The organism is Colwellia sp. MB3u-4 (assembly GCF_014077065.1).
Lineage (GTDB): Bacteria > Pseudomonadota > Gammaproteobacteria > Enterobacterales > Alteromonadaceae > Cognaticolwellia.
This window is the reverse complement of sequence record NZ_JACGVE010000079.1, coordinates 263,519-275,813: the sequence shown is the minus strand read 5'-3', so window position 1 is coordinate 275,813 and position 12,295 is coordinate 263,519. Positions and strand designations below refer to the sequence as shown.

11 protein-coding genes are annotated in these 12,295 nt (G+C 40.3%); all 11 read right to left on the bottom strand.

The window, feature by feature from the left end; translation table 11 throughout:
* Window position 1: 1 nt before the first annotated feature.
* The 11 genes from ppsA to H4J61_RS17940 all read right to left on the bottom strand — a co-directional run bounded on the left by ppsA (window position 2) and on the right by H4J61_RS17940 (window position 12,109).
* Window positions 2-2,515 carry a phosphoenolpyruvate synthase gene (gene ppsA, locus H4J61_RS10715; RefSeq protein WP_182185030.1) on the bottom strand — a complete coding sequence of 838 codons (2,514 nt, stop codon included), beginning with the start codon at window positions 2,513-2,515 and terminating at the stop codon, window positions 2-4.
* Window positions 2,516-2,583: 68 nt separating this feature from the next.
* Window positions 2,584-2,829, bottom strand: coding sequence for an acyl carrier protein (locus H4J61_RS10710; RefSeq protein WP_182185029.1), 246 nt, complete (start codon window positions 2,827-2,829; stop codon window positions 2,584-2,586).
* Window positions 2,826-4,121, bottom strand: a complete 1,296-nt coding sequence (locus H4J61_RS10705; RefSeq protein WP_182185028.1) for a dihydrolipoamide acetyltransferase family protein — start codon at window positions 4,119-4,121, stop codon at window positions 2,826-2,828. The genes H4J61_RS10710 and H4J61_RS10705 overlap by 4 nt, the downstream gene beginning before the upstream one ends.
* 51 nt (window positions 4,122-4,172) lie before the next feature.
* Window positions 4,173-5,174 (bottom strand): alpha-ketoacid dehydrogenase subunit beta, encoded by a 1,002-nt coding sequence (locus tag H4J61_RS10700; RefSeq protein ID WP_182185027.1) that lies wholly within the window; start codon window positions 5,172-5,174, stop codon window positions 4,173-4,175.
* Window positions 5,171-6,190: a pyruvate dehydrogenase (acetyl-transferring) E1 component subunit alpha gene (pdhA, locus tag H4J61_RS10695; RefSeq protein WP_182185026.1), complete on the bottom strand. Its 1,020-nt coding sequence runs from the start codon at window positions 6,188-6,190 to the stop codon at window positions 5,171-5,173. The genes H4J61_RS10700 and pdhA overlap by 4 nt, the downstream gene beginning before the upstream one ends.
* Before the next feature lie 50 nt (window positions 6,191-6,240).
* Complete coding sequence (acsA, locus tag H4J61_RS10690; protein ID WP_182185025.1) at window positions 6,241-8,019, bottom strand: acetate--CoA ligase; 1,779 nt, start codon at window positions 8,017-8,019, stop codon at window positions 6,241-6,243.
* A 327-nt stretch (window positions 8,020-8,346) separates the two neighbouring features.
* The gene (locus tag H4J61_RS10685; RefSeq protein ID WP_182137031.1) at window positions 8,347-8,676 is read right to left on the bottom strand and encodes a YbaB/EbfC family nucleoid-associated protein; all 330 of its coding nucleotides are present in this window, start codon (window positions 8,674-8,676) and stop codon (window positions 8,347-8,349) included.
* 64 nt (window positions 8,677-8,740) lie between these two features.
* On the bottom strand, window positions 8,741-10,972 hold the full coding sequence (gene dnaX / locus H4J61_RS10680) for a DNA polymerase III subunit gamma/tau (protein ID WP_182185024.1): 2,232 nt from the start codon (window positions 10,970-10,972) through the stop codon (window positions 8,741-8,743).
* 9 nt (window positions 10,973-10,981) lie between these two features.
* Entirely contained in the window at window positions 10,982-11,527 is a 546-nt protein-coding gene (gene apt, locus H4J61_RS10675) for an adenine phosphoribosyltransferase (RefSeq protein WP_182185023.1), read from the bottom strand.
* Window positions 11,528-11,581: 54 nt separating this feature from the next.
* Window positions 11,582-11,965 carry a response regulator gene (locus tag H4J61_RS10670; RefSeq protein ID WP_182136959.1) on the bottom strand — a complete coding sequence of 128 codons (384 nt, stop codon included), beginning with the start codon at window positions 11,963-11,965 and terminating at the stop codon, window positions 11,582-11,584.
* Window positions 11,966-11,986: 21 nt separating this feature from the next.
* Complete coding sequence (locus tag H4J61_RS17940) at window positions 11,987-12,109, bottom strand: hypothetical protein (RefSeq protein WP_259363252.1); 123 nt, start codon at window positions 12,107-12,109, stop codon at window positions 11,987-11,989.
* Window positions 12,110-12,295: the final 186 nt, after the last annotated feature.

The window sequence follows — 12,295 nt, the reverse complement described above, 5'->3', positions numbered from 1 at the left end:
ATTAAAGATTTTTCTGCTTTTTTATCGTGTTTTCTGCTAAAGCAATATGTACGCTAGCCTTAGCAACCGAGTCGGGGTTCAATGAAATAGAATCAATACCGCATGCCACTAAAAACTCGGCGAATTCAGGATGATCCGAAGGGGCTTGTCCGCAAATCCCTACTTTGCAACCACACTCATGAGCGACTTTTATCACTTGTGAAATCATACTTTTAACCGCATCATTCCTCGCATCAAATAAGCTTTTTAACTCTGTTGAATCACGGTCTATACCTAAAACAAGTTGCGTTAAATCATTGCTGCCAATAGAGAAACCATCAAAACGCTGAGCAAACTCTGCTGCCAAAATAATATTAGAGGGTATTTCACACATAACATAAACCTGTAAGCCCTTCTCGCCTCGCGTTAACCCCGCTTTACTCATCACAGCAAGTACTTTATCGGCTTCATCGGGTGTGCGACAAAATGGGATCATCACGATGACATTATCAAAACCCATTTGCTCTCGCACTTTAACAATCGCCTGACATTCCAACATAAAAGCTTCGCGATAAAGTTTATGGTAATACCGTGAGGCCCCCCGTAAACCTAGCATAGGATTTTCTTCGACCAGTTCAAAAAACTCCCCGCCCAATAAACCACGATATTCGTTAGATTTAAAGTCTGACATGCGCACAATGACAGGTTTTGGGTACTGTGAAGCGGCAATTTTAGCGACGCCTAGCGCAAGATTATCAACAAAATAATCTCCACCTTGTGCATAGCCACGGCACAATTCACTAATTTTTTGTTTAACTTTACTATCAGTCACTTTTTCAGGGTGTAGTAACGCCATAGGATGCACCCCTATTTGACTGGAGATAATAAACTCTATGCGGGTTAAACCTATGCCCGCAACAGGCAAAGCACTCCATTTAAAAACGCCATCGGGCATCGCGGCATTAATCATAATATCTGTGTTAGTGTGAGGTATGTCAGCTAAATTTACCTCTTCAGTTTCAAAAGATAATCTGCCTTCATAAACAATACCGAGTGTGCCTTGGGCGCAACTTAAGGTAACTTCTTGATCATTTTGTAGCACTTGGGTAGCATTTTCACAGCCAACAATCGCGGCAATTTTTAGCTCGCGACTAACAATCGCTGCGTGACTAGTTGGTCCACCCGTATCGGTAATAATACCTGCCGCTTTACGCATTAGAGGTAACCAGTCAGGATCAGTTTTTTGAGTTACTAACATAGCGCCTTCAGGAAAATGTTCAACATCTTCAGGGTTAACGACTTTAAACACCTTACCCGTAGCAATAGCACTGCCAACACTGGCACCTTGCACAAGTATTTTTGATTTTTCTTTCAGTTTATAATTGACTAATACCGAATGATTTTTCTGTGATTCTACTGTTTCAGGACGAGCCTGAACGATATAAATCTGCCCTGAATCACTATCTTTTGCCCATTCCATATCCATGGCTTTGCCGTAATGTTTCTCGATTATCACCGCCCAGTTTGCCAGTTGCAGTATTTCATCATCAGATAAAACTAAGCTGGTACGTTCTTCAATACTGGTTACTAGCGTTTCAGTACTTGCTGCTACTTTACTTAGATGAATATTTTTCGATTTATCCGCATGGGCAAAGCACATTTTCACTAACTTGCTGCCACATTTTTTTTCAATAATAGGTCTAAAATTTTGCTTTTGCTCACTAGAGGTAACTTTTATATTTTGTGCTAACAAAGGCTTAAAAACCATAAATCTGTCTGGCGTAACGCTGCCTTTTACTATGGTTTCGCCTAATCCCCATGCCCCATTGATTTCAACAACATCACTAAAACCGGTTTCGGTATCAAGCGTGAACATCACCCCTGCTGCTTGAGCATTAATCATTTGTTGAATACCAATCGACAAGGCGACTTTCTCATGTTCAAAGCCTTGTTTTTCCCGATAAACAATGGCTCTGTCGGTATAAAGCGAGGCGAAACATTGTTTACAGGCAATAAGTAAATGTTCAATGCCGATAACGTTTAAGTAACTCTCTTGTTGTCCGGCAAAGCTTGCTTCGGGTAAATCTTCAGCGGTAGCCGAACTTCTTACCGCAACACTGGCCATATAGGGGGCTTGGTTTACTAAGTCATTTCGATTAAGTTTGTCGTGTTGATTTTCTTGTATTCTCTTTGATAAGTCTTGATAGGCTTGGGTAATTTCACTGTTTTGCTGCTCGGTAAAGTCACCATTCGCAATTAATTTTCTGATCGCACTGCCGGTAGTGGTCAAGTTTTGTTGTGCTGAACCATAGGCATCAATATGCTGTTTTATTTTTTCATTGAGCTTATTTTGTTGTAAAAAATCGACAAATAATTGTGCGCTGGTCGCAAAACCAATAGGCACCTGCACTGCTGTCTCACTCATATTGGCGATCATTTCGCCTAAACTGGCGTTTTTTCCACCCACTTGTTCAAGGTTGGCGAGCGTTAATTGTTCAAACCAAAAAATAGTTTGCGCTTGTTGTTTTGATTGCATATTTATCACCTTTATCCGCTCGACATTATCCACTAGATATTATCCACTCGACATTACCGACTATAAATTCAACTATTCTTATCGTTAAGAAAAGCTAACGCACTATTAATACTATGAAATTTAGGGTAATCACCCTCAATAATTTTTATTCCCGTTGATTTTTGCAACGCCGCTAAATAATTAATAAAATCCATTGAGTCTAAATCACACTCTTCACGGATATCTTCATCAAAATCAATGGTGTTTTTTTCAACTTCAGGCGCAACTTCCTGTATAGCCTCGATAATCAAGCGCTCGATTTCTGTTGTATTCATAATTGCTCCGGTTTTTGTAAATTTTTAGCCAAGCTATTTAAAAACTTCGCCGCGAGCATGCCATCAACGACTCGGTGATCGGCACTTAAACAAAGCGTTATTTGCTCACCAATATCAATTTTTTCATCGTATACTTGCGGCACTTTTTTTACTTTACCAACACCGATAATCGCGACTTGTGGCGGATAAATAATGCCAAAAACTTGATCAACGCCACGCTCACCCATACTGGTTATGGTAATTGTGGCGCCCATCAGTTCTGAGCTACGTAAACGCTCACCACGTTCAATCGCTCTACTTCGACGCGTAATATCACGCAAAGCAGACATAATTTCTGGCACCGATAACTGTTCGACATGGCGCAATGCGGGTACAACGACTCCACCAGCTCGTAAACTAATGACATTGGCAATATTGATTTCACTCACTGGCTCAAAATGACCCTGTTGGTAAAAGCCATTTAATTGCGGATATTTTTGTAAGCTTATAGCAACCGCCTTAAGTACTAGTGCAATAAGTAAAATATGTGTTTGGGGTGTTTTGTCTTTATTGACTTGTTGTAGCCATTGCTGTGCCTTGTTTATAGGTAGGTCTACACTCAGATAAAAATGGGGAATTTCTTGCTTAGATTTCGTCATAGCAGCGGCGATCGCGCTACGCATGTTTGTTAATGACTCGCCTTCAGTTAACCGTGTTTTGGGTGTTATCTGCGCAATATCTTTTAGTATGATGCCACCATTAGGACCACTGCCTTTAATCCTCAACAAATCTAGCTGCTGTGCTTTTGCTATTTTACGAACAATGGGCGAAGCAAGTACCCTATTGGTATTATTACTATTAATTTTGGTATTGGTATTGGTATTGATGTTTAGCTTTTCAGTCGATTTTTTTTGCGATTTTATTAACGGTTTTTCTGTCAAGGCTTCTGCCAATAATGAAACCGGCTCATCAATTATTTTCTTGGGTGTTGTTTGTTCAGTGGTTATTGGTTCTTTGATGATGTCTTCAGTGCTAGTGTTTTTATTTTTAGATTCATTTAGTGACTTTTCTTCGGTGTCTATCCTTGCCAATACGCTACCGACAGGAACAGTGTTTACTGGTTGAACTAATAACTCGGTAATAATGCCGTCATGGTAGGCTTCCATGTCAATCGCACCCTTTTGTGTTTCAAGCACGGCAATAACATCGCCATGTTTTACCTTATCACCTACCTTGATTAACCACTCGACCAACATGCCTTCGCTCATATCTGCCCCCAGTGATGGCATGGTAATGTCTATGGATTTTTTCATGCTGCCTTCCCCCCCTATTTTACATGACCTGCTGAACGTTGAAGCGCAGCGTTATTGTTCACCTGCAAATAAAGTTGTTGCACAACGGATGATTTGTTCTACCTGAGGTAAAGCCGCTTGTTCGAGGTGACTTGGGTAAGGAATAGGCACTTCTTGAGTACAAATTCGCTGCACTGGCGCATCTAAATACCAAAAAGCTTGCTCCATAATAATGGCGCTGATTTCACCCGCTAAACTGCCGGTTTTCCAGCCTTCATCAATAATAATAGCGCGGTGTGTTTTCTTAACACTGGCTAAAATGGTGTGGTTATCTAATGGTCGCAAACAACGTAAGTCAACAACCTCGACATGAATATTCAATGCGTCAAGCGCAGAGGCTGCCATTAAAACTTTAGGTAAGCTGCCCCCATAGGTGATTAGGGTAATATCTGTACCTTGCTTACGCACTACGGCTTTTTCCATATCAGCGTCTGGTGCATTAAAGACTTCACCTTGGTTATTTAATAACATGACATGTTCAAAAATAAGCACAGGGTCAGGGTCTTGTATTGCTTGTAATAGCATATAACGGGCATCGTTATGCGTTGCTGGGCTTAATACTTTTAAACCAGGAATATGGGCGTATAAATTTTCCCAGCTATGAGAATGTTGCGCGGCCAGTTGTAAACCCGCACCACATGCCATGCGAATAACAATGGGGACATTCAGTTGACCACCTGACATATGACGTAACGTGGCGGCACTATTAACAATTTGATCCATTGCCAACAAGCTAAAATTAACCGTCATCACCTCTACTATCGGCCTCATTCCCCCTAACGCGGCGCCGATACCTACCCCGACAAAACCTGATTCGCATAGCGGCGTATCAATAATTCGCTCTGCGCCATAATGTTCAAACAAGCCTTTACTTACGCCATAACAGCCACCATAACGTCCAACGTCTTCACCCATTAAAAATGTACGTTCATCGTCGTTTAGGCATTGTTCAATACCCGCACGTAAGGCTTCGCGGTAAGTCATTGTTTGACTGCTGTTTGTTTGAACCTTCATGCCAAGCCTCCTTGTTCTGCCTTGATATTTATTTTCGGTGTTGCTGGGCTATAAACATCTTTACAAAGATCTTCAACCGGCTCCCATTGTCCTTGCTCGGCAAAGTTAATGGCTTCGATTATCTCTTGTTTTATTTCTGATTCAATGCCGTTAAAGTCACTATCACTGAGCTGATGATTTTGTATCAACCAGTGCTTTAATTGCTTTACAGGACCGTGCTTTTTCCACTGTTCTATTTCTGCTTTATCACGGTATAGCTGACCATCAAAGCTTGAATGTCCTCGAAAACGATAAGTCTGACACTCTAAAAAATAAGGTTGTTGATGACTTCTAACGTGCTGAACGGCTTTAGTCGTTGCCGCTTCCACGTTGACCACATTCATACCGTCAACTTGCTGCGCTGGCATGCCATAACTTTGTGCTTTTTTGGCAATATTGGTTTCTGATTCAGATAAGGCCAATGCCGTACCCATGGCATAACCATTGTTTTCACAAATAAATAGTATGGGTAATTGCCATAACACGGCAAGATTCATTGCTTCATGAAACTCACCTTCTGCCACGGCTCCTTCGCCAAAAAAACACACGGCTATCGCTGATTTTTTCAGTTGCTTATTGGCCATAGCTAAACCTGTGGCTAAAGGCAAGCCACCTCCAACAATGGCATTGCCACCATAAAAGTGCTGCTTTTTATCAAATAGGTGCATAGAGCCGCCACGCCCTTTACTGCAACCATTCGTGCGACCATACATTTCAGCCAACACAGACTTCATTGATAAACCACGCGCAAGCGCGTGACCATGTTCACGATAAGTGGCCACAATATTATCTTCTGGGGAAAGCGCCGCCATCACGCCTACGGCTAAGGCTTCTTCGCCAATATAAAGATGAAGAAAACCTCGTATTTTCTCTTGTGCATAAAGCTCAGCGCATTTTTCTTCAAAAAGGCGAATGCGTAACATTTGTTTTAATTGTTCAAGTAAGTGCGCTTTATCAAGATGTAATTTATCATTCATTTTTTATTACTCTTTTTTCTTACTATTTTTCATTACCTTCTTATTGAACATTATTGTTCATCACTTTCTAAGGTGGAAATATCACCTTCGGGTAAATTGAGTTCACGTGCCTTTAATAAGCGCCGCATTATTTTACCACTGCGAGTTTTAGGTAAATTTTTACGAAAAATTATTTCCTTAGGCGCAACTGCCGCGCCTAATTTTTTACGAGCAAAACCTTTTAGCTCTTTTTGTAATGCGACTAAGTTGTGCTCAGTGCATTCAACATCAGGGTTTAACGTCACATAGGCTTTAACCTTTTGCCCGGTGATTTCGTCAGGAATACCAATAACACCCACCTCAGCGACAGCTTCATGCTCCATCAAGGCACTTTCAATTTCAAATGGGCCAATTAAATGACCTGACGATTTGATCAAATCATCAGCCCGACCTACAAACCAGTAATAGCCTTGTGCGTCTCGCTTAGCGAGATCGCCAGTTAAATACCAACCGTCTTGAAAACACTGTTGATATTTTTCTTCACGATGCAAATAGCCACGAAACATTGAAGGCCAGCCTTGTTTTAATGCCAGCTCACCAATTTGCATAGCTTGCTCTATTGTTTCAATACGCCCTTGTGCATTACGCTTAACAATAGCGGCCGTTATACCCGGTAAAGGTAAGCCCATTGAACCGGGTTTTATTGGCTGACTGGCAAAATTAGCAATCATGATGGCGCCTGTTTCTGTTTGCCACCAGTTGTCATGAAAAGGTAAACCCAGTACTTTTTCACTCCATCGCACGGCCTCAGCATTCAAAGGTTCGCCAACACTAGCGATGAAGGTTAACGCGGATAAATCATATTGTTCACGAATAGCTGTTCCTGCTTTCATCAACATGCGAATCGCGGTTGGCGCGGTATACCAAATGGTTATTTTTTGTTGCTGTAAAATGTGATACCAACGCTCAACTTCAAATTCAGCTTCATCAACAATCATTGTCACGCCCAAACAAAGTGGCGCAATAATGCCGTACGAGGTACCCGTCACCCAGCCAGGATCAGCAGTGCACCAATAAATATCGTCTTGTTTTAAGTTTAAGGCGTACTTTGCCGAAGATTGATGGGCAACCACCGCTTGATGCACATGAATAACGCCTTTAGGTTGACCCGTTGTACCGCTGGTAAAGTGCAGCAAAGCCATGTCATTAGCATGAGTTTTAGCACAGGGATATCTGGTGTCAGCATCAGTAAGCAGTATGGTTAACCAATAACAGCCTTTGTCTAAGGGATGAGAAGAGGCAACTGAAATTTTTTCATCTTCAGGGCTATCGATGAATAGAATAACGTTAAGATGAGGCAGTTCGTGCCACCAAGTGGCAATTTTTTTATCATATAAACGCTTAGTGGTAACTAATACATTAACTTCGCCTATCTCCATGCGAGAACGAATAGGCTCAGGGCCAAAGGCAGAAAATAAGGGGGTGAAAACGCCGCCAAACTTTAACGTACCTAACGCTGAGATATACAGTAGCGGTAATCGCCCCACCAAGCTAAATACCCGTACGCCTTGTTCAAAACCCAGCTTAGCTAACACACTCGCAAAAAGGCTAGTTTGTTCTGCTAAATCACGGTAACTATAATCAATTAACTGTTCATCTTTACCAAGCCAGCGAAGTGCTACTTTGTTTTCAATGCTGGTATTTAAATGTTTATCAACGGCTTGGTAGGCAATATTAAGTGTTTTTTTGGGGTCGGTTTGCCAATTAAAGTCATCACAAGACTGCTGATAATCATGCAAATTTGTATCACTGCTATTATATGACATCTTATTAATTATATTTTCAGACATGCGAGCAAGATCAATCAAACAAATGATGTAAGAAGTATAGTGTTCATTAAATTTTTTACGTTTACTTTTACTGATCTACATCAGGTGAAAACACAATAAAAAACAGGCGTTATCTCGAAGAGTGTGAGTAGGGAGATATGCAAATTTCAGAGAAAAATGAACCCTTAGGTATCGTAAAGTAAGACAAACTAAATTTCAGAAATGGCAGAGAAACTTGGCCAGAGCTACGAATCATAACTTTATAAAAACTTTATTATGTTTTTTGACCCACATATGACCCATACAAAAAAGCCCGCTTTAAAAGCGGGCTTTTTCATACACTAAGAACTAGAAAGGCATTTTCATCCCTGGAGGCATTTGCATACCACCAGTTAAAGCACCCATTTTATCTTTATTTTGCTCTTCAACACGACGTACAGCATCATTCATTGCTGCGGCAACTAAGTCTTCAAGCATATCTTTATCATCGGCTATTAAGCTGTCATCGATAATAACGCGACGTACGTTATGATTACCTGTCATAGTCACTTTAACCATACCTGCACCTGCTTCGCCGGTTACTTCCATTTTGGCTAGCTCTTCTTGTGCTTTTGCCATTTTAGCTTGCATGTCTTGGGCTTGCTTCATTAAGTTACCCATGCCACCTTTCATCATAATTTTTCTCTCCAAATGTAATATGCCGCCAAAGATAGTAGTTAACGGCTAAAAGTTCAAGTAGCGATTAACGCGCTACAACAGTTTCTTGGTCAAGCTTAGCTTGAAATTGTTGTTGCAGTGCTATAACAATTTCATCTTCAGCTAATACTTGCTTTGCATATTCATAGCGCTTGGCATTAATGTCCGCTTGGATCTGATAAGGATCTGAAACGGTTTTTTCAACAATATTTAATTCAACGGTAATTTTACGTTGTAAATATTCAGATATTTGTGCTTCTAATTGCTTATGTGCTGTATCACTATTTAAGTGTTTAATTGATTGATCTAGTTGCAAAATTAATAAGTCGTCAGTAGACCTATCATCAATAGTAGCGTGTATTGCTAGCTGCCTTAGGCGCGCGAGCAAAGACATACTGTCAATCATGTGTGCCCATTTATCAACTTGGTTTGCTAGTTTAATCGTCGCTGGATTGATAACGCCTTCATTATAAGGTTGCTCAGGTAATGTTGCTAGTTCTGGAACATTAGGCTGCTCAACAGCGGTATTTTTTACCGTGTCGACACTGGCATTTTCTCTCGTTGCTAATGCTGGGCGCAAGGCAGCGCCGTTAGGCTTTTTTCCGCTATCCTCCATTGACTTTTTACGACTTCTGAGCATATTTCGTGTCGCTATTGCTGCCGCAACGGGCGATTCGAATACTTTTTTGTCATCTTTAGCCGGTTGTAAATCTGAACTATTGTTAGTGATGCTAACAACAGTTTTATCTTCATCATTATGATTAGCAGTAAGGTTTGGCTCAGTAATATTTGGTTCAACAGGGCCTTGATCCATAGGGCTTTGATCAACAGGGCTTTGTTCAATAATATTTTGATCACTATTGCTCTGCTCAGATTGTAATATATTCTCTGCGGGTATTGGCTCAATAAGCGTATGAGCTTGATGTTCAATTGCCCGCATTTCTTCTGCTAAAACATCATTCGCTTCAAGTTCTTGATCAGGGGCTATACCTGCATCTGGAATCGAGTTGTCTTCATTTATATTAACGCTTGGTTGCTGATGAATATCTTCCACAGTCTTTGGTAAGACTGATTTTTTTTCTGGATTGAGGTTTTCATCCATATTAGCGCTAGCATGAGCTAATAACGTGGAATCACTAGGCGAGATTTCATCAGCTATTTCTTTACCTGCTTCGGGTAAATTATGGCTATTAACAACTGGTTTGAAAGCAAGTAAGCGAAGTAACATCATATCAAATGCAGCTTGTTCATCATCTGCATAAGGTAAATCTTTTCTGGCAGTTAACACGATTTGATAATACAGCTGAACATCTTCAGGCGACATTAACTGGCAGAAACGCGTTAGCAATTGTTGGTGTTCTGCCGGCAAGCTAAAATTAGCTTTAACCACTTGTGTCATCGCTATTTGATGCAGCAGTTGGATTAGATCAGCTGACAATCGGCTATAGCTTGGCGCGTATGAGGCAATCACCAGTGAAAGCTGCATTAAAGCGGCAGAGTCTTGTTTTAATAAGGCGATGATAATTTTAAAGACCCAATCGCGGTCAACACCACCTAACATTTGCTGCACGTCATTTCTGGTTATATGGCCATTACCTTGCGCGATGCATTGGTCGGTCAAACTTAAGCAGTCACGCATGCTGCCACGGGCCGCTTTAGCGAGCATAGCAATTGATTCATCATCAAATGATACGGTTTCTTTTGTGAGTATTTCAATAATTTTATCGCTAATTTGTTTAATCGTTAGCGCTTTTAAATGAAACTGTAAACAACGAGAAAGTACCGTAACGGGTAATTTTTGTGGATCAGTAGTCGCAAGGATGAACTTTACATGCTCTGGAGGCTCTTCAAGTGTCTTTAATAAAGCATTGAAACTACTGCGCGACAGCATATGAACTTCATCAATCAAATAGACCTTATATCGACCTCTTGTTGGTGCATATTGTACGTTATCTAAAATTTCACGCGTATCGTCAACTTTAGTGCGTGAAGCAGCATCAATTTCAAGTAAGTCTACAAAGCGACCTTGATCTATATCCACACAAGCATCGCAAGTACCACAAGGCGTTGCTGTGATGCCTGTTTCGCAATTTAAGCTTTTAGCAAAAATTCTCGCGATGGTAGTTTTGCCAACACCACGAGTTCCAGTAAACAGATAGGCATGATGTAACCTTTGTTGCGTCAAGGCATTAACCAAAACAGTAACAACATGTTCTTGGCCCATCAACTCACTAAAGGATTTTGGTCGCCATTTTCTTGCTAAAACCTGATAGCTCATTCTTCAGCCTTAATCACCAGCATATTGCAGTAAAGAGAACACAGATAAATCCATGTCTTCGAGTTTTTTTTCACCACCTAAGTCTGGCAATGATATAACAAATGCAGCATTTGTTACCTTCGCACCTGTTCGTCTTATCAGCTTGGTGGTTGCTTCAATAGTCCCACCTGTTGCCAGTAGATCATCAATAATTAAAACATTATCATCTTGGGTTAACGCATCTTGATGAATTTCTAAGGTGTCGTGACCATACTCTAGCTCGTAGTCTTGCCTATAAGTAGCTCTTGGCAACTTACCTGGCTTGCGCACTGGAACAAAACCTAAGCCCATTGCGAATGCTAACGGAGCTCCAAAAAGAAAACCACGCGCTTCAGTACCAACTACTTTAGTAAAACCACCCGCATTGAATTTATTCACTAAAATGTCTATGGTGAGTTTGAATGCTTCAGCATCATCCAAAATACCGGTTACGTCTCTAAACATAATACCGGCTTTTGGATAATCTGGAATGGTGTGAATTGCGGATTTAAGTGTATTGATTTGTGTTTCAGTCATGTTCTAAGCGTCTAAAAATATTTTAGTTACAGAGTAAAGCAATTCATTGAAAGATTATAGTAACTGATAGCGAGTATTTACCGATAGTAAGCTCTTTATCAATTTAAGTAGGTTTTGTACGTCAATCGGTTTATCAATTACCGCTGAAAATAAGTTGGTATTACAAATCAGCTTTAACGATTGATGACCTTGCGTTGTCATCAAGATAACCGGTGTATCTAAATAGGTTTTATGTTGGCGTATGTGTTTAGTTAGCTGAATACCATTCATGATAGGCATCAAGTGGTCGACGATCACTAAATCGTAGTATTCGTTTTGTAACTTTTCAGAGGCATCTAGACCGTGACACCCTGTATTGACACAATAACCTTGAGCGAATAACAGATCACTCAGGCTATTGAGTATTAACGGATTATCGTCTACAACAAGAATTTTCATATTAAATAAAACTGTTGTTGGTTAATTTGACAATAATGTAAACCAACCAGCCAACATGGGTAATAAAGGTGCTGCGAACATCACAAATAACGCGGCAAATAAATGACGCTTAGACGAACTATCTTTGAAGTTTTCTTCTGACATTGGCATTCCAATTGATTGACTAAACGGCGCGGATTGTAGTCTAAAAAAGCTATTAAAAATAGCTTTATTTGATTTAGAACAACTAACTTAACTATAGTTTAAAGTTTTATTTGAAATTTGAAATTAATGTGCTACGAAGTCATTATTGAATAAGTACTCTTCAAGATATAAAAAAACCAGCCTAAT

Coding starts and splice junctions, on each gene's coding strand:
- ppsA (WP_182185030.1), bottom strand. CDS start 2,515: ATGCAATCAAAACAACAAGCGCAAACTATTTTTTGGTTTGAACAATTA.
- H4J61_RS10710 (WP_182185029.1), bottom strand. CDS start 2,829: ATGAATACAACAGAAATCGAGCGCTTGATTATCGAGGCTATACAGGAA.
- H4J61_RS10705 (WP_182185028.1), bottom strand. CDS start 4,121: ATGAAAAAATCCATAGACATTACCATGCCATCACTGGGGGCAGATATG.
- H4J61_RS10700 (WP_182185027.1), bottom strand. CDS start 5,174: ATGAAGGTTCAAACAAACAGCAGTCAAACAATGACTTACCGCGAAGCC.
- pdhA (WP_182185026.1), bottom strand. CDS start 6,190: ATGAATGATAAATTACATCTTGATAAAGCGCACTTACTTGAACAATTA.
- acsA (WP_182185025.1), bottom strand. CDS start 8,019: ATGTCTGAAAATATAATTAATAAGATGTCATATAATAGCAGTGATACA.
- dnaX (WP_182185024.1), bottom strand. CDS start 10,972: ATGAGCTATCAGGTTTTAGCAAGAAAATGGCGACCAAAATCCTTTAGT.
- apt (WP_182185023.1), bottom strand. CDS start 11,527: ATGACTGAAACACAAATCAATACACTTAAATCCGCAATTCACACCATT.
- H4J61_RS10670 (WP_182136959.1), bottom strand. CDS start 11,965: ATGAAAATTCTTGTTGTAGACGATAATCCGTTAATACTCAATAGCCTG.
- H4J61_RS17940 (WP_259363252.1), bottom strand. CDS start 12,109: ATGTCAGAAGAAAACTTCAAAGATAGTTCGTCTAAGCGTCATTTATTT.